Source organism: Kistimonas scapharcae, from assembly GCF_039540975.1.
Taxonomy (GTDB): Bacteria; Pseudomonadota; Gammaproteobacteria; order Pseudomonadales; family Endozoicomonadaceae; genus Kistimonas; species Kistimonas scapharcae.
Genome location: NZ_BAABFL010000196.1, coordinates 1 through 793 on the forward strand (window position 1 = coordinate 1; position 793 = coordinate 793).

2 protein-coding genes and 1 pseudogene are annotated in these 793 nt (G+C 40.0%); all 3 read left to right on the forward strand.

Features of this window, described 5'->3' with window-relative positions; all coding sequences use genetic code 11:
- Positions 1-278, forward strand: a pseudogene (locus ABD892_RS10370) (hypothetical protein); the annotation flags it as partial.
- Positions 279-315: 37 nt separating this feature from the next.
- Positions 316-522 (forward strand): hypothetical protein, encoded by a 207-nt coding sequence (locus ABD892_RS10375; protein ID WP_345195550.1) that lies wholly within the window; start codon positions 316-318, stop codon positions 520-522.
- Positions 512-793 (forward strand): Na+/H+ antiporter NhaA (locus ABD892_RS10380; RefSeq protein WP_345195551.1); only part of this gene is annotated, 282 nt, incomplete at its 3' end. The genes ABD892_RS10375 and ABD892_RS10380, both read left to right, overlap by 11 nt.

Genomic DNA, 793 nt, shown 5'->3' on the forward strand with positions numbered 1-793 from the left:
AATCAGAAGCTTATCAACAAGTAGAAGAAATTCGCGGCTTGGCAGATGCAAAGGCAACAGAGATTTATGCGCTCGCTTACAATCGAAGTCCTGAGGCTGCGAGTCTCTATGAGTTCACCAGAAGCATGCAATCTTATTCTACGGTTATCTCAGAAAACACAACATTGGTTTTATCGACGAATAGTGACTTATTTAAATTTCTAAATGGGATTCAAGCCAAAAATCTTAAACAGCAAAACGCTATGCAAAGTCAGAATGGGTCTAAGCGCAAGCAGTAACGATCCGATCCTATTTAAACAAACGGATTCAGCGATAATGAAAAACGATAATTTAGCCAAGATGAAAAAATATGGCATTACTTGTGAGCAGGTAAACATTTACCACTATAAACAGTATCAATATGGAGAACTTGAAGACGCCATCAATTATGCAAGGGCTGATCAATCTAATCCCGATGTCAATTTTGCATTGAATGGCGAGGAAAGAACACCATTATCTCAAAGTGGGAAAGATGAATCGTAAATTGATGAATGATATGCGGGGCCATCCAACGCAGTTGCCAAAAGAGCATATTGATTGGGTGGTTCAACCCATCACTCGTTTTATTAAAGTTGAAGCAGCTGCAGGAGTAGTATTGCTGCTATCTACCCTATTGGCATTATCGTTAGCAAACTCACCGCTGCGAGAATTGTTTAATAGCTTATGGCATATATCGCTTGGAATAAATATAGGTACTTTGGCGTTTGAGCGCTCGTTGCATGGCTGGATAAATGATGCGGTGATGACGCTGTTT

Excerpts from the sequence above, each read along its gene's own strand:
- ABD892_RS10375 (WP_345195550.1), top strand. The coding sequence starts at position 316 with ATGAAAAACGATAATTTAGCCAAGATGAAAAAATATGGCATTACTTGT.